At 69.2% G+C, this 19,137-nt stretch carries 18 protein-coding genes and 1 pseudogene; 9 read left to right on the top strand and 10 right to left on the bottom strand.

The genetic code is table 11. From position 1 onward, the window contains the following. Window position 1: 1 nt before the first annotated feature. From G6N45_RS25940 to G6N45_RS25955, 4 genes and pseudogenes are all read left to right on the top strand, one after another. A pseudogene (locus tag G6N45_RS25940) lies at window positions 2-828 on the top strand (SDR family NAD(P)-dependent oxidoreductase). 10 nt (window positions 829-838) lie between these two features. Then, entirely contained in the window at window positions 839-1,768 is a 930-nt protein-coding gene (locus G6N45_RS25945; RefSeq protein WP_163726699.1) for a ferritin-like domain-containing protein, read from the top strand. A 3-nt stretch (window positions 1,769-1,771) separates the two neighbouring features. After that, window positions 1,772-3,271 carry a flavin-containing monooxygenase gene (locus tag G6N45_RS25950; RefSeq protein WP_163726704.1) on the top strand — a complete coding sequence of 500 codons (1,500 nt, stop codon included), beginning with the start codon at window positions 1,772-1,774 and terminating at the stop codon, window positions 3,269-3,271. Window positions 3,272-3,281: 10 nt separating this feature from the next. After that, on the top strand, window positions 3,282-4,160 hold the full coding sequence (locus G6N45_RS25955) for a MerR family transcriptional regulator (RefSeq protein WP_163726707.1): 879 nt from the start codon (window positions 3,282-3,284) through the stop codon (window positions 4,158-4,160). Between the two features lie 7 nt (window positions 4,161-4,167). Here the strand turns inward: G6N45_RS25955 and guaA are convergent, their stop codons facing one another. The 4 genes from guaA to guaB all read right to left on the bottom strand — a co-directional run bounded on the left by guaA (window position 4,168) and on the right by guaB (window position 10,332). Then, window positions 4,168-5,727: a glutamine-hydrolyzing GMP synthase gene (gene guaA, locus G6N45_RS25960; RefSeq protein ID WP_163726710.1), complete on the bottom strand. Its 1,560-nt coding sequence runs from the start codon at window positions 5,725-5,727 to the stop codon at window positions 4,168-4,170. A 28-nt stretch (window positions 5,728-5,755) separates the two neighbouring features. Then, complete coding sequence (locus tag G6N45_RS25965; RefSeq protein ID WP_163726714.1) at window positions 5,756-7,522, bottom strand: GMC family oxidoreductase; 1,767 nt, start codon at window positions 7,520-7,522, stop codon at window positions 5,756-5,758. 89 nt (window positions 7,523-7,611) lie between these two features. Then, a complete protein-coding gene (locus G6N45_RS25970; protein WP_179965404.1) occupies window positions 7,612-8,739 on the bottom strand; it encodes a GuaB3 family IMP dehydrogenase-related protein in 1,128 nt (375 codons plus the stop codon). A gap of 39 nt (window positions 8,740-8,778) precedes the next feature. Beyond that, on the bottom strand, window positions 8,779-10,332 hold the full coding sequence (guaB, locus tag G6N45_RS25975; RefSeq protein WP_163726718.1) for an IMP dehydrogenase: 1,554 nt from the start codon (window positions 10,330-10,332) through the stop codon (window positions 8,779-8,781). Between the two features lie 146 nt (window positions 10,333-10,478). Here guaB and G6N45_RS25980 point away from each other — a divergent pair, with 146 nt between their 5' ends. Next, window positions 10,479-10,883, top strand: a complete 405-nt coding sequence (locus G6N45_RS25980; protein ID WP_043406106.1) for a DUF5319 domain-containing protein — start codon at window positions 10,479-10,481, stop codon at window positions 10,881-10,883. Window positions 10,884-10,902: 19 nt separating this feature from the next. Here G6N45_RS25980 and G6N45_RS25985 read toward each other — a convergent pair whose 3' ends face one another. The 3 genes from G6N45_RS25985 to G6N45_RS25995 all read right to left on the bottom strand — a co-directional run bounded on the left by G6N45_RS25985 (window position 10,903) and on the right by G6N45_RS25995 (window position 13,548). After that, a complete protein-coding gene (locus G6N45_RS25985) occupies window positions 10,903-12,087 on the bottom strand; it encodes an anti-sigma-D factor RsdA (RefSeq protein ID WP_163726721.1) in 1,185 nt (394 codons plus the stop codon). Continuing rightward, window positions 12,080-12,658, bottom strand: a complete 579-nt coding sequence (locus G6N45_RS25990; protein WP_163726724.1) for a sigma-70 family RNA polymerase sigma factor — start codon at window positions 12,656-12,658, stop codon at window positions 12,080-12,082. Before G6N45_RS25990 ends, G6N45_RS25985 begins: the two co-directional genes overlap by 8 nt. Window positions 12,659-12,780: 122 nt before the next feature. Then, window positions 12,781-13,548: a tetratricopeptide repeat protein gene (locus G6N45_RS25995; protein ID WP_163726727.1), complete on the bottom strand. Its 768-nt coding sequence runs from the start codon at window positions 13,546-13,548 to the stop codon at window positions 12,781-12,783. A 394-nt stretch (window positions 13,549-13,942) separates the two neighbouring features. Between G6N45_RS25995 and G6N45_RS26000 the strand changes: the two genes are divergently transcribed. Further along, window positions 13,943-14,233, top strand: coding sequence for a WhiB family transcriptional regulator (locus G6N45_RS26000; protein WP_066904111.1), 291 nt, complete (start codon window positions 13,943-13,945; stop codon window positions 14,231-14,233). Here G6N45_RS26000 and G6N45_RS26005 read toward each other — a convergent pair. Continuing rightward, window positions 14,205-14,972 carry an SDR family oxidoreductase gene (locus tag G6N45_RS26005; protein ID WP_057151027.1) on the bottom strand — a complete coding sequence of 256 codons (768 nt, stop codon included), beginning with the start codon at window positions 14,970-14,972 and terminating at the stop codon, window positions 14,205-14,207. The genes G6N45_RS26000 and G6N45_RS26005 overlap by 29 nt on opposite strands. A gap of 108 nt (window positions 14,973-15,080) precedes the next feature. Here G6N45_RS26005 and G6N45_RS26010 point away from each other — a divergent pair, with 108 nt between their 5' ends. The 3 genes from G6N45_RS26010 to G6N45_RS26020 all read left to right on the top strand — a co-directional run bounded on the left by G6N45_RS26010 (window position 15,081) and on the right by G6N45_RS26020 (window position 16,992). Beyond that, on the top strand, window positions 15,081-15,917 hold the full coding sequence (locus G6N45_RS26010) for an SH3-like domain-containing protein (protein ID WP_163726730.1): 837 nt from the start codon (window positions 15,081-15,083) through the stop codon (window positions 15,915-15,917). A 73-nt stretch (window positions 15,918-15,990) separates the two neighbouring features. Beyond that, window positions 15,991-16,653, top strand: a complete 663-nt coding sequence (scnC, locus tag G6N45_RS26015; protein WP_246229206.1) for a thiocyanate hydrolase subunit gamma — start codon at window positions 15,991-15,993, stop codon at window positions 16,651-16,653. 57 nt (window positions 16,654-16,710) lie between these two features. Then, complete coding sequence (locus tag G6N45_RS26020; protein ID WP_246229208.1) at window positions 16,711-16,992, top strand: thiocyanate hydrolase; 282 nt, start codon at window positions 16,711-16,713, stop codon at window positions 16,990-16,992. 3 nt (window positions 16,993-16,995) lie between these two features. Here G6N45_RS26020 and G6N45_RS26025 read toward each other — a convergent pair whose 3' ends face one another. Together G6N45_RS26025 and G6N45_RS26030 are read right to left on the bottom strand one after the other, a co-directional pair. Next, complete coding sequence (locus G6N45_RS26025; RefSeq protein WP_163726739.1) at window positions 16,996-17,589, bottom strand: HD domain-containing protein; 594 nt, start codon at window positions 17,587-17,589, stop codon at window positions 16,996-16,998. A gap of 56 nt (window positions 17,590-17,645) precedes the next feature. Continuing rightward, window positions 17,646-19,073, bottom strand: a complete 1,428-nt coding sequence (locus tag G6N45_RS26030) for a threonine/serine exporter family protein (RefSeq protein ID WP_246228802.1) — start codon at window positions 19,071-19,073, stop codon at window positions 17,646-17,648. Window positions 19,074-19,137 lie beyond the last annotated feature (64 nt).

Here is a 19,137-nt window from a genome sequence, read left to right on the forward strand (position 1 = left end):
CATGGGACTGTTCGGCGCCCGACGCAGCCACCGCGCCGACGCGGTGATCACCGGAGCGGGCAGCGGCATCGGCGCCGCGTTCGCCGCCGAACTGGCCCGCCGCGGCGGGCGGGTGCTGTGCAGCGACATCGACCTCGACGCCGCCCGGGCGACCGCCGATGCCCTCAGCGCCGCCGGCGGCACCGCGCTCGCCGCCCCCTGCGACGTCACCGACGTCGACGACGTGTACCGGCTGGCGGACACGGCGCGATCCTGGTTCGGCGGCGCACCCACGGTGGTGATCAACAACGCCGGCGTCGGCGCGGGCGGAGCACCGATCGGGGAGACCGACCTCGCCGACTGGACATGGGTGCTGGGGATCAACCTGTGGGGCCCGATCCACGGCTGCCACGTGTTCGCCCCGATCCTGCGCGAGGCCGGCAGGCCCGCGGGAATCGTCAACGTCGCCTCCGCGGCCGCCTTCGGCGCCGCACCCGGCATGGCCGCCTACAACGTCAGCAAGGCCGGCACGCTGTCCCTGTCGGAGACGCTGGCCGCCGAACTCGCAGGCACCGGCGTCAACGTCACCGTGCTGTGCCCGACGTTCGTCAAGACCAATATCGTCGGCGCAGGCCGGATCTCGGATCGGTCCACCCAGCTCGCCGACAATCTGATGCGCTGGATCGGCTTCTCGCCCCAGCGCGTCGTCCGCACGTGTCTGGACACCCTCGACCGCGCGGGCTCTACTGCATGCCGCAGCCGGAGGCCCGAATCGGCTGGGGAATCAAACGTTTCACCCCGACGGTGTACACCCGCGCCGCCGGTCTGGTCACCCGCGTCACCACCTGAGAGGATCACCATGGCCACCGCATCGATCGACATGGACGCCATGCTGGCGAAGATCAAGGACCGACAGTGGGCGCTGGCCGACATCGACTGGGCCGCACCGGGCGCGGAGCGGATCACCGACGAACAGCGGCCCAAGCTCAAGGCGTTCATGGCCGACCTGTGCTGGATCGAGAACATCGGCGCACGGGGTTTCGCCGCGCTGGCCAAGAAGGCGCCCACCCCGACGATCGCCGAGATCTACCGCTACTTCCACGCCGAGGAGCAGCGGCACGCCAATGCCGAACTGGCGCTGATGAAGCGGTGGGGCATGCTCGACGACGGGGAGATGCCCGAGCCGAACGTCAACATCCGGCTGGCGATGGACTGGCTGGACCGCTACGCCGACCGCATGTCGCTGTCGGTCCTGGGTACCGTGATCCCGATGCTGGAGGTGGCGCTCGACGGCGCGCTGCTGAAGTTCCTGCTCGAAGAGGTCGACGATCCCGTCTGCCATCAGGTGTTCGAGAAGATCAACAACGACGAATCCCGGCATCTGGTGGTCGATTTCGCGGTGCTCGACATGATCGGCCACGCCGACGCGCGGCGGCTGGCCATCGAGTTCGTCGGCACCGTGGCCTCGCCGAGCCTGATCATCGGCGCGCTGATGTACATCCCGCTGCTGAACCGGGTGGTCGACGAGATCGCGGCGATGGGCCTGGAACCCGAACGCCTGCACCAGGCGATGCTGCGCTTCAAGTCGCTCGGCGAACGCGGCGAGAACACCTGGCGGGTACCGACCTATCAGGTTCTCAAGCGCCACGCCGCGGTGGTCGTCAACCCGCGCCACCCCTACCACCTGCTGGCCAACACCATGGTCCGGCTCTCCGACTTCTATCCCCGGTCCCTGCTCAAGCCGATCCCCAGCTGGTTCAAAGAACTCACCCACGACCCGGCGGCCTGACCCGTGGCCGGAACACGCATCCACGACACCCTGATCGTCGGCGCGGGCTTCTCCGGGCTGGGCGCCGCGGTCAAACTCCGGAAGGCCGGTGTCGACGACATCGTGATCGTCGAACGCAGCGACCGTGTCGGCGGCACCTGGCGTGACAACACCTATCCCGGTGTTGCCTGCGACATTCCGACCATGCTGTACTCGTTCTCGTTCGCCGAGAACCCCACCTGGTCACGGATGTATCCGTCGGGCGGCGAGATCTGCGCCCACATCGAAGAGCTGACCGACCGGCACGGGCTGCGCCCGCTGATCCGGTTCGACACCGAGATCACCGGCCTGAGCTTCGACGAGAGGGCCGGCGTGTGGACCGCGACAACCAAGGGCCGCAAGCGCTTTGCGGCCCGCACCGTGGTGTTGGCCGCCGGCCCGCTGGCCCACCACAAGCTGCCCGACATCCGCGGCATCGACACCTACCGCGGCCGCACGATCCACAGCGCCGCCTGGGATCACGACTTCGACGTCACCGGCAAGCGGGTCGCGGTGGTCGGCACCGGTGCCAGCGCCGTGCAGATCGTGCCGGAACTGGTGAAGACGGCGGCATTCGTCAAGGTTTTCCAGCGCACTCCGGGTTGGGTACTGCCCCGCCCGGACGTCGAGATGCCCGCATCGGTCCAGACGCTGTTCGCCAAAGTGCCTGCCGCACAGGAATTGGCACGTCAGGCACTGTTCTGGGGACACGAGGCGTGCGCGGCGGCGCTGGTGTGGAACACGCCGCTGAGCGGGCTGGTGGCCGCACTGGGCCGGGCCCATCTGCGGGCGACGGTCAAGGACGCATGGCTGCGCAGGCAGCTCACGCCGGACTTCACGCCGGGCTGCAAACGCATGTTGATCTCCAACGACTACTACCCCGCCCTGCAGCGTGAGAACTGCAAACTCATCGACTGGCCGATCGCCACGATCAGCCCGGCAGGGATCCGCACCAGCGACGGGGTCGAGCACCATCTCGACGCGATCGTGTTCGCCACCGGATACGACGTGCACCTGTCGGGTCCGCCGTTCCCGGTCACCGGGCTCGGCGGGCGGTCGCTGCAGCAGGAGTGGGCGGATCACGCCGAGGCCTTCAAGAGTGCCAGTGCGCACGGCTTCCCGAACCTGTTCTTCATGACCGGGCCCAACTCCGGTCCCGGCCACAATTCCCTGCTGGTCTACATCGAGGGACAGATCGATTACGCGGTCGCCGCCGTCACCGCGATTCTGAACGAGAACCTGCGCTACCTCGACGTCCGCGCCGACACGCAGCGCCGCTACAACGCCGCGATCCAGCAGCGGTTGACCAGGACGACCTGGATGTCGGGCTGCCGCAGCTGGTATCTGACCGCCGATGGGTTCAACGCGTCGATGTACCCGGGGCTGGCGACGCAGTATCTTCGACAGATGCGCCAATTCCGGCTCGACGACTATCACGCGGTGGCACACGAGGTGCGGGCACGCGCCGTCACCTCCACTGCCTGAGCACGCCCGGATGTCCCAGCCGAAGTCCAGCGGGCCGATCCCCACCATCCTGCGCCGGATCCGGCGCGGATCCCGCGACGTCGTCGAGACCGCGGTGTCGCAGTTGTTCGACGCCGCCGTGCAACCGCACGGCGCCGCCGAATCCGGCGAGTACCGCATCGACGAACTTGCCCGGCTGGCCGGCACGACCACCCGCAACATCCGCGTCTACCGGGACCGCGGGCTGCTGCATCCGCCGCTGCGGGTCGGCCGCATCGCCCTGTTCAACGACACCCATCTGACCCGCCTGCGCCTGATCACCTCGCTGCTCGACCGCGGATACAACCTCGCGCACGTCCACGAGATGCTCTCGACGTGGGAGCAGGGCAAGGATCTGGGCGACATGCTCGGCCTGGAGTCGGCGATCGCGGGCAGCTGGGCCACCGAGAAGCCGCAACGGATGACGATCGAGGCGGCCCGGCGGCTGATCGACGACGACGCCGCATTCGAGCGGCTCGTCGCGCTGGAGATCATCCGCGTGGAGCAGGAGCAGGCCACCGTCGTGCGGCCCACCCTGGTCGACGCGTTCACCGAGATCCACCGGTACGGCGTCGCCTACGACAAGCTCATCGACATCCACGAGCAGATCAGCCCGCTGCTCGATCAGATCAGCGCGATCCTGGTACAGGCGGGCGTCGAGGAGGTCCTCGACAAGATCAACCCGGGCGCCGCGATGCCCGACGACGTCAAGGTCGCCGAACTGATCACCACGCTGGTGCGGTTCCGCACCCGCGCGGTCTCCGCGGTCGGTGCCACGCTGGCGTTCTCGATCGAGACCGCCATCGAGACGACCGTCGCGCAGATGCTCGGCGACCTCGTCGAGAGGAACACCGACGCCGGCGGAGAGTGACCCGGCGCTACTCCCATTCGATGGTGCCGGGCGGCTTGCTGGTGATGTCCAGCACGACCCGGTTCACCTCGCGCACCTCGTTGGTGATGCGCGTCGAGATCCGTTCCAGCACGTCGTAGGGCACCCGCGTCCAGTCCGCCGTCATCGCGTCCTCGCTGGAGACCGGGCGCAGCACGATCGGATGCCCGTAGGTGCGGCCGTCGCCCTGCACGCCCACCGACCGGACGTCGGCCAGCAGCACGACCGGGCACTGCCAGATCTGGTGATCCAGTCCGGCCGCGGTCAGTTCCTCGCGGGCGATCGCATCGGCACGGCGCAGAGTTTCCAGCCGGTCCGCGGTGACCTCGCCGACGATGCGGATCCCCAGCCCCGGACCCGGGAACGGTTGGCGCGCAACGATTTCCTCCGGAAGGCCCAGCTCGCGACCCACCGCGCGGACCTCGTCTTTGAACAGCAGCCGCAACGGCTCGACGAGCGTGAACTTCAGGTCGCCGGGTAGGCCGCCGACGTTGTGGTGGCTCTTGATGTTCGCCGTGCCCGCGCCGCCGCCAGACTCCACCACGTCGGGATACAGCGTGCCCTGCACCAGGAACTCGACGTCCCCCTCGGCCGCCCCCAGCGCGTCGCGCACCGCACCCTCGAACGCGCGGATGAACTCGCGGCCGATGATCTTGCGCTTGCCCTCGGGGTTGGTGACCCCGGACAGCGCCTCGAGAAAGCGGTCGGCCACATCGACGGTGACCAGGTTCGCCCCGGTGGCGGCGACGAAATCGCGCTGTACCTGTGCGCGCTCACCGGCACGGAGCAGACCGTGGTCGACGAACACACACGTCAGCCGATCGCCGATGGCACGCTGCACCAGCGCCGCCGCGACCGCGGAGTCCACGCCGCCGGACAGCCCGCAGATCGCCCGTCCGTCGCCGATCTGGGCGCGCACCTGCTCGACGAGCGCGTCGGCGATGTTGGCCGGTGTCCAGGCGGCGTCGATCCCGGCGAACTCGTGCAGGAACCGGCTGAGCACCTGCTGGCCGTGCGGGCTGTGCATGACCTCGGGGTGATACTGCACGCCGGCCAGCCGCCGTGACCGGTCCTCGAACGCCGCCACCGGCGCACCGGAACTGGTGGCCACCACCTCGAACCCGGCCGGCGCCTCGGTGACCGCGTCACCGTGGCTCATCCACACCGGTTGTGTCTCGGGCAGATCGGAATGCAGATCGCCGCCAACGACTTTCAGCTCGGTGCGACCGAACTCGCTGGTGCCGGTGTGCGCGACGGTGCCGCCGAGCGCCTGCGCCATGGCCTGGAACCCGTAGCAGATGCCGAACACGGGGACGTCGAGGTCGAACAGCGCCGGGTCGAGCTGCGGCGCACCGTCGCTGTACACGCTGGCCGGCCCGCCCGACAGCACCACGGCGCGCGGGTTGCGCGCCTTGATCTCGTCGACGCTCGCGGTGTGCGGGATGACTTCGGAGAACACCCGCGCCTCGCGCACTCGACGTGCGATGAGCTGGGCGTACTGGGCACCGAAGTCGACCACCAGTACCGGGCGGGGAGCAGCTGAATCCACCCGCACAGTCTAGTGGGGCTCTCGAAGGTCAGGCGCCCTGCGCCTCGGCGGTCGTGGGATCCCGCCGGTTGACCGTCTCGGCACTCACGCCCCAGTCCAGAGCCGCAGGCGCGCCGGCGGGCACCATCGGATGCGCCGGCTCGATGGGATCAAGCCGCCGGTACGGCTCGCCCTGCGCGGGCCGCAGGTCCTCCTCGCCCTTGTTCGGCCACAGCGAGGCGGCCCGCTCGGCCTGAGCGGTGATCGAAAGCGAGGGATTCACACCGAGATTCGCCGAGATCGCCGCGCCGTCGACCACCGACAGCGTCGGGTAGTTGTACACCCGGTGGTACGGGTCGATGACGCCGCGCTGCGGGTTCTCGCCGATGGCCGCGCCGCCCAGGAAGTGCGCCGTCAGCGGGATGTTGAACAGCTCACCCCAGGTTCCGCCCGCCACGCCGTCGATCTTCTTCGCGATGCGGCGGGTGACCTCGTTGCCCACCGGGATCCACGACGGATTCGGCTCGCCGTGGCCCTGCTTGCTCAGGTAGCGGTGGAAGCCGAACCGGGTGCGCTTGGTGAACGTCGTGATCGAGTTGTCGAGATTCTGCATCACCAGCGCGATCATCGTGCGCTCGCTCCAGCGCCGCGGGTTGAGCAGGCGCAGAGTGCCCTGAGGATCGCTGCGCGCGGTGCGCACGAGCTGTTTCCAACGTGGCACGTCGGTGCCCTCCGGACCGGCGCCGTCGGTCATCAGGGTCTGCAGCAGCCCCATCGCGTTCGAGCCCTTGCCGTAGCGGCACGGCTCGACATGGGTGTCGGAGGTCGGATGGATCGACGAGGTGATCGCCACGCCGTGCGTGAGGTCCAGGTCGTCACTGACGCGCAGCCGTCCCGCGCCGACGATCGACTCCGAGTTGGTGCGGGTCAGCACCCCGAGCCGGTCGGACAGCTTCGGCAGCCGGCCGCTGTCGCGCATCTTGAACAGCAGCCGCTGCGTGCCGTAGGTGCCGGCCGCGAGCACCACCTGGTTCGCGGTGAACGTGCGGCGGGTGCGGCGCACCCAGCTTCCCGTCCGCACGGTGCGGATCTCCCAGGTGCCGTCGGGACGCTGGGAGAAATCGGTGACCGTGGTCATCGGGCGGATCGTCGCGCCGGCGCGCTCCGCAAGCCCCAAGTAGTTCTTGATCAGAGTGTTCTTGGCGCCGTAGCGGCAGCCCGTCATGCAGGAGCCGCACTCGATGCACCCGGTGCGCTCCGGACCGGCGCCGCCGAAGTAGGGATCGGGAACGGTCTCGCCCGGCGTCTTTTCGTTGTCGGGGCCGAAGAACACCCCGACCGGCGTCGGGACCCAGGTGTCCCGGCAGCCCATGTCCTCGGCGACTTCCTGCATGATCCTGTCGGCGTCGGTGACCGTCGGGTTGGTGACCACGCCGAGCATCCGCTGCGCCTGGTCGTAGTGCGGCAGCAGCTCGGAGCGCCAGTCGGTGATGTCGCGCCATTGCGGGTCGTTGAAGAACGGCTCCCTCGGCACGTAGAGCGTGTTCGCGTAGTTCAGCGACCCGCCGCCGACCCCGGCGCCGGCCAGGATCATCACGTTGTTGAGCAGGTGGATGCGCTGGATGCCGAACATGCCGAGCCGCGGCGCCCACAGGAACTTCCGCAAATTCCACGAAGTCTTGGCGAAGTCGGGATCGGCAAAGCGCTTGCCGGCCTCGAGCACGAGGACCTTGTAGCCCTTCTCGGTCAGACGCAGCGCGCTGACGCTGCCGCCGAAGCCGGAACCGATGATGACGACGTCGTAGTCGGTCTGCATACGACCATTATGAACTTACCGGCCGGTAGATCTCTAGACAGGGCCGCTTAATTTGTAAAGTGGCCCCGTTCACACCGGGCCGAGCAGGCTCAGCTGCCGACCGTGAGACCGACCTTCTGGAATTCCTTGAGGTCGCAGTAGCCGGCCTTGGCCATCGACCGGCGCAGGCCGCCGACCAGGTTGAGCGCTCCGAACGGATCGTCGGACGGCCCGCTCAGCACCTGCTCGAGCGTCGGGCGTTCCCCGGCGGCCACCTGCAGCAGCGCGCCGCGCGGGAGCGACGGGTGCGCCGCCGCGGCGGGCCAGAACCAGCCTCCGCCGAGCGCTTCAGCGGCCGAGGCCAGCGGCGTGCCGAGCACCACGGCGTCGGCGCCGCACGCGATGGCCTTGGCCAGGTCGCCGGAGGTGTGGATGTCGCCGTCGGCCAGCACGTGCACGTAGCGGCCGCCGGTCTCGTCGAGGTATTCCCGGCGCGCGGCGGCGGCGTCGGCGATCGCGGTGGCCATCGGCACGCTGATCCCGAGCACCTCGTCCGACGTCGTCACCCCGGTGGTCGAGCCGTACCCCACGATCACGCCGGCAGCGCCGGTGCGCATCAGGTGCAGCGCGGTGCGGTGGTCGAGCACGCCGCCGGCCACCACCGGCACGTCGAGTTCGGAGATGAACGTCTTGAGGTTCAGCGGCTCGCGGTCCTGCGCAACCCGCTCAGCCGAGATGATCGTGCCCTGGATGACGAGCAGGTCGATGCCCGCGGCCACCAGCGTCGGCGTCAGCGCCTGCGCGTTCTGCGGCGAGACGCGCACCGCGGTGGTCACCCCGGCCTCCCGAATCCGCGCGACCGCGGCGCCCAGCAGCTCGGGATCCAAAGGCGCAGAATGCAATTGCTGCAGCAGCCGGATCGATGCCGACGGGTCGGGCTCCTTCGCCGCGGCCTCGATCACCTCGGCGATGCGGGCCTCGACGTCGGCGTGGCGCCCGATCAGGCCCTCGCCGTTGAGGATTCCGAGGCCACCCTGACGGCCCAGCTCGATGGCGAACTCCGGCGACACCAGCGCATCGGTCGGGTGGGCCAGCACCGGGATCTCGAACCGGTAGGCGTCGAGCTGCCAGGCCGTCGACACGTCCTGGGACGAGCGGGTGCGCCGCGACGGCACGATGTTGATGTCACCCAGTTCGTAGGTACGGCGCGCCGTCCGGCCCATGCCGATCTCGACCATGTCTCGCATGTCTGCTCCCCTGTTCAGCCCGCAACGACCCTAGCGGGTGGTGTAGTTGGGGGCTTCCACCGTCATCGTGATGTCGTGGGGGTGGCTCTCCTTGAGCCCGGCCGCGGTGATCTGCACGAACTGCGCCTGCTGCAGCTGCTCGATGGTGGCCGAGCCGGTGTAGCCCATCGCAGCACGCAGCCCGCCGACGAGCTGGTGGATGACCGTCGACAGCGGGCCGCGGAACGGCACCCGGCCCTCGATGCCTTCGGGCACCAGCTTGTCCTCGGAGAGAACGTCGTCCTGGAAGTAGCGGTCTTTGGAGTAGCTGCCGCGCAGATTCCCGCCCGCGCCCCGACCCTGCATCGCGCCCAGCGACCCCATGCCCCGGTAGCTCTTGAACTGCTTGCCGTTGACGAAGATCAGCTCGCCGGGCGACTCGGCGGTGCCGGCCAGCAGCGACCCCAGCATCGCGGTGGACGCGCCGGCCGCGAGCGCCTTGGCGATGTCCCCGGAGTACTGCAGACCACCGTCGGCGATCACCGGCACGCCGTGCGGTGCGCACGCCGCGACGGCCTCCAGAATCGCCGTGATCTGAGGAGCGCCGACACCGGCCACCACGCGGGTGGTGCAGATCGAGCCCGGTCCGACGCCCACCTTGACCGCGTCGGCGCCCGCCTCGACCAACGCCAGGGCCGCCGAACGGGTGGCGACGTTGCCGCCGACGACCTCGACCCGGTCCCCGACGGTGACTTTGAGCCGGTGCACCATCTCGAGCACGCCGCGGTTGTGGGCGTGCGCGGTGTCGACGATCAGCACGTCGACCCCGGCGTCGGTCAGCGTCATCGCGCGCGACCACGCGTCGTCGCCGACGCCGACCGCGGCGCCGACGAGCAGGCGCCCGTCGCTGTCCTTGGTGGCCAACGGGAACTGCTCGGTCTTGACGAAGTCCTTGACCGTGATGAGCCCGGTGAGCGTGCCGTGCCCGTCGACGATCGGCAGCTTCTCGATTTTGTTGCGGCGCAACAGACCCAGCGCGGCCTCAGCGGACACGCCCTCCTGCGCGGTGATCAGCGGCGCCTTGGTCATCACCTCGGACACGGCCTTGGACTGGTCGACCTCGAAACGCATGTCGCGGTTGGTGATGATTCCGACAAGGGAGCCGAGGGCATCCACCACCGGCAGGCCGGAGATGCGGAACCGCGCGCACATCGCGTCGACCTCGGCCAGCGTGTTGTCCGGCGAGCAGGTCACCGGGTCGGTCACCATTCCGGCCTCGGACCGCTTGACGGTCTCCACCGCGCCCGCCTGCTCGGCAACGGGCAGGTTGCGGTGCAGCACGCCCATTCCGCCGGCGCGGGCCATCGCGATGGCCATCCGCGACTCGGTCACCGTGTCCATCGCGGAGCTCACCAGCGGCACCTTCAGCCGGATCTTGCGGGTCAGCTGACTCGAGGTGTCCGCCGTGGCGGGAATCACATCGGAGGCCGCGGGCAGCAGCAGGACGTCGTCGAACGTGAGCCCCAGCATCGCGACCTTGGTCGGGTCATCGCCGCCGGTGGGCACCGGCACGGCCAGGGGAATGCTGCTCTCGGCGATCGACATGGGAGCCTCCAGTAACCAGACACGGGACAGGCGACAGACGCGACCTGAAAGCCCATCTTATCGGCATCAAGCTCGGCATTTCCGTTCGCCATGACGTGCCGCGCGAGTGCTGGCGCGATCCCCGGGGGGCTGCGTACTCTTGTGTCGTGCGAGACCACCTGCCGCCAGGATTGCCGCCTGACCCGTTCGCCGACGACCCGAGTGATCCGTCGGCGGCGCTGGATGCGCTGGAGCCGGGTCAGCCGCTCGATCCGCAGGAACGCACCGCCGTGGAGGCCGATCTGGCCGACCTGGCTGTTTACGAAGCGCTGTTGGCGCACAAGGGAATTCGCGGTCTCGTGGTCTGCTGCGACGAATGCCAGCAGGACCACTATCACGACTGGGACATGCTGCGCGCGAACCTGTTGCAGCTGCTGGTCGACGGAACCGTCCGTCCGCACGAGCCGGCCTACGACCCCGAGCCCGACTCCTACGTCACCTGGGATTACTGCCGCGGTTACGCCGACGCGTCACTCAACGAGGCCGCGTCGGAGTCCGACGGCTATCGCTGACGGCTGAACCGCCGGCCGGTCAGCTGGTGCGCGCCTGTCCGGGCGGCACCGCAGGCGGGCCCGGAACCGCCGGGCGCGCGGGAGCCGCCGGCACCTCCGGCACAGCCGGGATCACCGCTGTCTCGGGCTCGACAGGAATCATGAGCAGCGTCGTGGTGGTCGGCACCAGAATCTCGACGGACGAGGGCACCGTCACGGCCGGCACCAGGGTCGTCGTCGGCAGTGGAGTGGGCGACGGTTGCGGTGTCGGCGTCGGCCGCGGCGCGGACGTCGGCGACGGCGCAGCGGTCGTCGATTGCTGAGCCACCACCGACGTCGAGGTAGGAGTGGGCGCCACGGTCGTCGTCGGTGTCGGTGACGGCGCCGCGGTCGTCACGGTGGTCGCCGGCGTCGGACTCGGCGCCGCAGTGGGCGTCGGCGACGCCGGGGACGTCTCCGAGGACGGCGAAGGCGACGGCGAACCGCTGGTCGACGTCTCCGACGGCGACGACGGGTCGGTCGACGAACTCGTCGGCGTCGTCTCCGTCGGCACGGTGAGCGACAACGTGTTCGGGTCGACACTGATCGAGGGGAATGTGGGCAGCGGGGCGCCCGGAGGCACCGTCGCGGCCGGGTTCTGGGCCTCGACCTTGACGGTCAGCTCCTGCCACTGGGACACCAGATCGGCCTTGCGCTCGTCGTCACCGACTCCGGCCACGGTGGTCGTGACGGCCTCCAGCTTCGCCTGAGCGCCCTGCCAGTCACCCTGCTCGATGAGACGCTGCACCTGCTGCATCTCGGTCTGGGCGGCCAGCGCCACCGCGTCGTCGCGGGCCTGGGTCTGCTCCCCGAACAGCACGCTGCGCAGACCGTAGAGCGCGTCGCCGGGTCCGGATCCGGCGATCACCGCGCCGAAGCCCCCCAGACACAGCACGGCAGCGGCAGCCGAGCCGACCACCGCCAGCGACAACCGTCGCCGCCGGCCCGGGGACGTCGCGCGATCCAGCGCCGCAGCGGCCTCCTCGGTGGTGAGCACCGATCCCGTCGGCGTCTCTCGCACATCGTCGCGCCAGCCGGCCAGCAGGTACGCCAGCTCGGCGTCGCCGCGATCGGTCGAGTACGGGGGCTGCTGCGAGGCCAGGGCATCGAGGAACTGGTCGGTGCGATTGATGTCGTTCAGCGACGGATCACCGCCATTGGCGTTCCAGCGTCCGAAATCAGGCATGGTCGCGTCCGTTCGCGGTGATCTCCGCCTTCAGCCGCGACAGCGCGCGGTGCTGGGCCACCCGCACGGCACCCGCGGTGCTGCCGACAGCCTCGGCGGTCTCCTCCGCGCTCATCCCGACCACGACGCGCAGGATCAGGATCTCGCGCTGCTTCTCGGGGAGCACCTGCAGGAGGGCGTTCATGCGGGCCGACGATTCGGACTCGATCGCCTTCTGCTCGGGGCCGGCCTCGCCGGAGAAGCGCTCGGGCACGACATCCATCGGATCGGCCTTGTTACGCCCCGCGGCACGATGCGCGTCAGCAACCTTGTGCGCTGCGATGCCGTACACGAAGGCCAGGAACGGTCGTCCCTGATCCCTGTACCGCGGCAGCGCCGTGATGGCAGCCAAGCACACCTCCTGAGCAACGTCATCAGCTGAGAGACCGCTACGCTCCGCGGTCCCCACGCGCGCCCGGCAGTACCGGACGACGAGGGGGCGGATGATCTCCAGCACCTCCCGGAGTGCGTTTCGATCGCCGGCAATCGCTTCAGCGACGACAGCATCGAGACGTTCTCCCGAAATTGTCATCGTGTGCAGGGTCTCCAGCGTTACGTCGGGGACACATCCCGGAGGGGAGGTGGCTACGGTCGTCGGTACCGAATAAGTGTCGGCTCAGACAAACAATAACGACCGCGATGGGCGCAACCGCGTTAGCGCGAGCGCCACACGCCGCCTCGTCTGATCACGGTTTCGGCGCAGGTGTCGCGGATGTCCGTGATCTGGGCCGGTGAGTGCTCGGCACTACCGATCCCGACGAGCAGGGACGCGACCGCCCAGCGCAGCGGTATCAGACCGTGCTCGCCGGACTCGGCCAGCGCGCGATCGCCCTCCTGGCGGGCCGCACCGAGGTCGCCGGCGGCGCAATGCGCGGCCGCGAGGACCACGCGTGATTTGACGCGATGCCGGATCGATGGGCCCGCGTCGGCCAGGTGCACGGCGCGTTCGGCGTGAGCGAGCGCGGTGTCGTCGCCGCACGCCATCGCCAGCTCCGCCGACACCCACGCCAGCCGGATCGGCAACCGCGCACCCGAGGTGACGGCGACGAGGTCGGCGGCGCGCTGCAGCGCACGCTGCGAAGCGGCGAACCGCCCCACTCCGAGCGCATCGGCGGCCAGACCGACGAGAGCGTCGGCGCCGGCCTCGCCGGTACCGCCGGACAGCGCCCACGCCCGGCCGTCGAGCGAGCGGGCACGGTCATGCCAGCCGAGCTGACGCAGAAAGGACGCGCGGGTGCTCTGCGCCAGCGACAGCATCAAGCCACGCGGGCGCAATCGCAGCAGCGCGTCGAGGTCGGCGTGGGCGCAGGCGTAACGGCCCTGCCCGGCAGCGGCGACCGCGCGCAGCCACCGGTCGTGTGGGGTGACGGCGCTCGGCAGCGGCCACGCACCGGGGTTGCTGCCGAAGGCTTCGTCGTCCATCTCGAAACGCGACGCTATCAACCCCGCCGATCTGTTGAGCGCGTCAGTTAACAGTTCGTGGTGACCATGTTACGAACAGGAAAACTGGAAGACGGGTGTCGAGTTCGGTTCGGGCAGCGCGGAATTAACTGACCGGGAGAAATGGCGCCTAAATAGGCCGTGGGACGGTTGTCGATAACACCCCACTCGTTGCGAACGCGTCGCACCGATGAACGTGATGTAAATTTTCTGCCTGCGCGTATGCGGTTTCGCACAGGGGGGCGCTATTGACGGAAATTCGTGAGCCCTTCTACGTTGTGTGCACGAGTGGTCATCGGCGACTGTGCTCGGATCTTTTCCACGACTGACATATCCACGTCGTCCGCGAAATGGGTGTGCAGAGAGGGGTTTCGCAGTGCCACAGCCGCAGCAGCTTCCCGGTCCGAACGCCGACATCTGGGATTGGCAGATGCAAGGCCTTTGCCGGGGCGTCGATTCCTCCGTGTTCTTCCATCCCGACGGGGAGCGTGGCCGCGCCCGCGCCCAGCGGGAGATGCGCGCCAAAGAGATGTGCCGCAGTTGCCCGGTGATCACCCAGTGCCGCTCGCACGCACTCGCCGTCGGTGAGCCCTATGGCATCTGGGGCGGTTTGAGCGAGTCGGAGCGCGAGCTTCTGCTCAAGCGGGGCATCCGCCGGTCGGCCTGATGGACGCCAGCCACTGTTCGAACGTCGTCGGTGCGATCCGCGCGCCGTCGCCGGGGAGCAGGATGGTGCCGGCCAACTCCTCACCCAACGGACCCGACCACGTCGGAATCAGCGTGACGTCGCGACCGAGCGCGGCATGCGTGCGCCGCGCCATGTCGACGAGATCCTGCGTCTGCGGGCCGGCGACGTCGACGTAGCGCCCCTGCGGTTCGCCGACCGCGATCTCGGCGAGCACCTCGGCGATGTCGTCGGGGGCGATCGGCTGGACGAGCAGCGGAGCGATCGCCGCGACGCCGTCATGTTCGGTCCAGCTGGCGGCCAGAGCCGCGAAATCGTGAAACTGCGTCGCCGGGACGATGGTCCACGGCACAGGTCCGTCTTGCACCAACCGTTCCTGCACGCGTTTACCGGCGTAGTGGTCGGTGCCGCCGTCGGTCCGGTCGATCCCGACGATGGACAGCAGCACATGGTGTCGAACACCGGCACGTTGCTCCGCGCCGAGCAGGTTGGCCGTCGTCGTCTGAAAGTAGGACCGGGTCTCGTCGAGACCCATCGGCGGTGCGCTGGTGGTGTCGACGACCGCGTCGACGCCCTGCAGAGCGTCGTCCAGCCCGGCGCCTGTGAGCAGGTCGACTCCAAGCGAGCGGCTGATCCGCACCACCTCGTGCCCGCTTCGTGCGAGCGCCGAGGCGGTACGGGCACCGATGTTGCCAGTGGCCCCGGCTACTGCGACATGCATGAGGCTTCTCCCGTTGTCGGGTACACGTCGATCATCGACCTGATCGGCGCGCCCCGTCTACCGCGAAACGGCCCCGAGGCAGTCGGCCCCGACGTTAGGCTGCGACAGGTGAGCACGGCCGCTGAACGCGCTGCCCAACTCGAACTCGTCGCCCGGCTGAAGTCGGCGTTCCCCGAACTACCGGACGCTCCCCCGCCGGACATGCTCGATCCGGCGCGAATCAAGGCTTACCTCAAGCCCGTTCACGACGTCGGCGGTGAGCCCGACGCGCCGATGAAGTACGAGAACAAGCAGTACGAGACCTGGGAAGAGCTCACCTACGTCATGTGCGAGGTGCTGGCCTGGCGCGGCATCTGGCTCTCCGAGGAACGCCGCCGCATCGGCAACGTCGACGTCGGCCGGGCCGAATACCTCGGACTGCCCTACTACGGCCGGTGGCTGCTCGCGGTGGCCCGCGTGCTCGTGGAGAAGCACCACATCAGCCTCGGTGAGCTCAGCGAGCGCATGGCCGAGGTCAAGGACCGCTACGCCGACGGACTGGGTGGCCGAACGCCCGACGCCGCGCCGAAGTCCGAGGGCGACGGCGCCGGGGTGTTGCGCAACGCCCATCATCAGCACGCCGTCGGCAAGGGTGATCCGCAGGTGTACGCCGGTCTGGCCGGGGAGCCGAAGTTCGCGGTCGGGGACGCCGTCGTCGTGCGGGACCTGCCGGTGGTGTTCTACACCCGCACCCCCGAGTACGTGCGCGGGGCGACGGGACGCATCGCCCCCGTGGCCTACGAGAGTCCCGCCGCCGAGGACGAGACCTGGGACCGGCCCGACGCCCGCCCGGAATGGTTCTACGTGGTGGAGTTCAACCAGTCCGAACTGTGGCACGGCTACACGGGCACCGCCACCGACACGCTGCGCACCGAGCTGCCCGAGCGCTGGCTCGCCGCCGTCTGAAACCAGCTGCCGCAGAAGGGAAATCGCTGTGTCCCACGATCATGACCACGATCACGACCGGACCGTCAAGCCGATGGTGGACGAAATCACCGACTTCGAGGTCCTCGAGATCGCGCTGCGCGAACTGTGCATCGAGAAGGGCATCTTCACCGCCGACGAGCACCGGCGGTTCACCGAGTTCGCCGAACAGATCGGTCCGACGCCGGCGGCCCGCCTGGTGGCCCGGGCGTGGCTGGACCCGGACTTCAAGCGTCTCGCGCTCACCGAACCGATGACGGCGAGCAAGGAGGTCGGCGTCGACTGGATGGAGCCCACCGGTTTCGGAACACCGAGTGATTTCACGGCTTTCGAGATCCTGGAGGACACGCCCACCGTCCACCATGTGATCGTGTGCGCGCTGTGCTCCTGCTACCCGCGGCCGATTCTGGGCAATTCACCCGAGTGGTACCGCACCCCGAATTACCGTCGGCGCCTGGTGCGCTGGCCGCGTCAGGTGCTCGCCGAATTCGGCCTGTACCTGCCCGACGACGTCGAGGTCCGGGTGCAGGATTCCAACCAGAAGCACCGCTTCATGGTGATGCCGATGCGCCCCGACGGCACCGACGGCTGGTCGGAAGACCAGCTGACCGAGATCATCACGCGCGACTGCCTGATCGGAGTGGCACTGCCCAAGCCCGGCGTCACCACCAACGTCATCACCGATACCCGCCCGGCCCTGCACCCGATGAGCGAGTGACCCGTGGAGAGCCCAGCACTGCAGCAGATCGTCGAACGCAACCAGGTGTGGCCACGCATGGCGGCCAAGTACGGCGTCGAAAATCCGGTGCCGCCATGGAAGACCAGCCTCGACGGGCTGTGTGACGCGCTGGACCGGGCGGCGTGCGAGGCCGACCTCCCGACGTTCAAGGAGCGTCGCGACGAGGAGGACGTCCTGGTGGTCACGACGTACGCCGACCTGCCCTACCCGGAGAATCAACTTGTGGCGCTGGCGCATTCCCTGCTGGCGCGCGGCGTGATCACCGAAGCGGACCTCCAGCAGCGGATGGCTGCGATCCGCGCCCGCCTGGAGGCCTAGAGCTCAGGAATCGTGGCGCGGGAAGTCCAGTAGGTTGGCCCGGATGCGTGCCGCTCCGTCGCGGGCGATCGACGCGGCGGCGGCACTGGCGGGTTTGCGAGCGGCCTGGTCTTCGAAGCACGCCACGAACTCGTCGCTGAAACCCAGCCGAGGGAATCGTTCGACCACCTGTGTCCGCACGCTCTCGGGGAAATCGTCGGGTCTGTGTCCGACGACGTCCCAACTGGTGGCGACCTGCAGCAGGTGCGACTCGGGGTCGTCTTCCGGCGACACGTCGTCGCGCATGTGCAGCACGATGATCTCCTCGGCCCTCGCCGCGCGGTCCGGCGGCCAGCCGGCCGCCAGCCCGAAGACCCACGCCAGACAGCCGCCCGCATCCTCGAAGGGCATGAGGTGGCTGTCGAACGCGCCGGTCAGACCGATGTCGTGCAGCAGCGCCGAGACGAACAAGAGTTCGTCGTCGAATGCGATGCCGTGCGCGGCAGCATACGTCGCTCCCCACGCGTAGGACCGGAGGCAGTGATTGAGCAGCGCGGGGGTGTAGAAGCGGACACCGACTGTGCGTGCAGCCGTCGCCGCCGGTGTGTCCGGGAACATCACTTCAGCTTGCGCCCGCGAGCGGCCGACCGCCGCCGGATCGGCGATTCGGCGGCTCAGTCGGCAGAACTGAGCGCGGGTTGCCCCGGCAGTCGCGTGCTGCGGTCGGCGCGGCGGGCCTGCAGCCGGCGCCGGCGCACCTTCCACGAACTCCACTCGCCCAGCGTGACGCCGGCCGCCAGGGCCGTCCCGATCGCGAACGCGCCGAGCACCGAGGCGAATCCGAGCGCGTGCTGATCGTTGAGGATCGCGTAGATACCGTGCAGCAGGGCCAGACCGGGCAGCAGCGGCACGATGCCGGCGATCGACACCACCAGCGGCGGCGCCAGGTTGCGGCGCTCCATCAGCCGGCCGACCAGACCGATCGGCACGGCGGCCACGAACGACGCGACGACGGCGCCCAGACCGGCGCCCTGGGCCAGCAGGAACGCGATGGTGCCCGCCGCGCCACCGAAGGCAGCGGCGATCGCCGCCGAGCGTTCCGCGTAGCAGGCCAAGGCGTATGCGGCCGCACTGGCCGCGCCGAACGCGACGCGAGCCGGGAACTCGGCCAACGCCGGCGGAGCGTGCGCGTCGATGGCGACGAACGGCGCCCCGAAGCGGTTGGCGAGATGCAGCACCAGCGCGACGCCGGCGATCGTCGCGCCGGTCATCATGACCAGTTCGAAGAACCGGCCGGCCGCGGTCACGGGCGCGCCGCTGATGACGTCGCCGACGGAGCCGACGAGTGACAGCCCGGCCAGCAGCACGACGAGGCCGGCGGCGATGGCCACGGTCGGTTCGAAGTGGATGCCCAGTCGGGGGCTGAGCCAGTACAGGATGATCGGCGGCGCCGCTGCGATCGCCCCGCCGACGGCGTACTGGAAGAAGAACGGGAGGCCGTGCCGGTTGAGCCGGCGGTTCACCCGGTCGATCGTCATCGTGCTCAGCGCGCTGACGACGCACCCTAACCAACTCGCGCCGAGGGTGCCGGCGGTGGCGAACGCGAGCGCGCCCCAGGCGAGCGTCGCGATCCAGCGCCGATAGGGATGGGGCGCGGTGATGATGGTGTCGAGTTCGGTGCGGGCCTCCGACGGGGAGATCTCGCCGGCCCGGATCTTGCCGATCAGCCGGTCGACAGCGGCCAGCCGGCTGAAGTCGATGGAGCGGGACTGCACGATGTGCAGCGTGCTGACCGGGGACGACGGCCCGCGGTAGGCGGCAACGTGGATCGTCGTGTTGATGACGTCGACCTCGCAGCGGTCGACGCCGTAGGCGGCGGCGATCGCGGTGACCTGATCCATCGTGGCGGTGGCGGGTGTTCCGGACGCCATCAGGAGGGCGCCGACGTTTCCGGCCAGATCGAGAACTTCGCCGACGCGCGCGTAGTAGCCCTCGTCGGCCTCCGTGTCCGACAACGCGATGCGCGGTAGAGCGCCGGTCGGCGGATCGGTCTCCCGAATGATGCGGCTCAGGATTCCGCGCTGACGTGGCTGCGCGCCCACGGCTGTGCCCCTCTTCCCTTTCTCGGATTCACTCAGCCTTCGCGGTCATGAGCAAAACCTATTT

Origin of the sequence: Mycolicibacterium psychrotolerans, from assembly GCF_010729305.1 — a bacterium.
In the GTDB taxonomy this organism is placed as follows: Bacteria; Actinomycetota; Actinomycetes; order Mycobacteriales; family Mycobacteriaceae; genus Mycobacterium; species Mycobacterium psychrotolerans.